The organism is Arhodomonas sp. KWT, assembly GCF_010993615.1.
Genome location: NZ_WNXE01001102.1, coordinates 1 through 535, shown reverse-complemented (window position 1 = coordinate 535; position 535 = coordinate 1). Strand labels below are relative to the sequence as shown.

Sequence of the window (535 nt, the reverse complement as noted above, 5' to 3'; positions counted from 1 at the left end):
AAGCGTCCCGCCTCGGCGGCCATCGCGCGGTAGGCCGTGGGGGCGGTGAACACCACGCTCACGCGATGGCGCTCGATATGGCCGAGCAGTTCCGCGGGCGGGGCGCGCTCCAGCAGCAGGGTGGCGGCGCCCGCGTGCAGGGGGAAGAGCACCAGCCCGCCGAGGCCGAAGGTGAAGGCGATAGGCGGGCTGCCCGTGAACAGGTCGTCCGGATCGGGGCGCAGGATCTGCCGGGAGAAGCCCTCGCAGATCGCGAGCATGTCCCGGTGGAAGTGCATGGTGCCCTTGGGGGCGCCGGTGGTCCCCGAGGTGAACGCGATCAGGCAGGTCTCGTCGGCGGCACTGTCCCACGCCTCGAAGGTCGTGGGCTGGTCCTCTAGCGCATTGTCCAGCGTGCCGGGACCGCCGCCGAAGAAGGCGCAGTGCTCGAGCACCGGGTGGGTCTCGGCGGTGGCGCACAGCTCGTCGGCGAGGCGGATGTCGCACAGGGCGTGAGTGATCCGCGCCTTTTCCACGATCGGCGCCAGCTCGCCGG

The 535-nt window shown here is 71.6% G+C and carries 1 protein-coding gene; it reads right to left on the bottom strand.

Annotation, left to right across the window (positions count from 1 at the left end):
• On the bottom strand, positions 1-535 hold a 535-nt coding region (locus G7A99_RS24370), incomplete at both ends, for an AMP-binding protein (protein WP_163144659.1).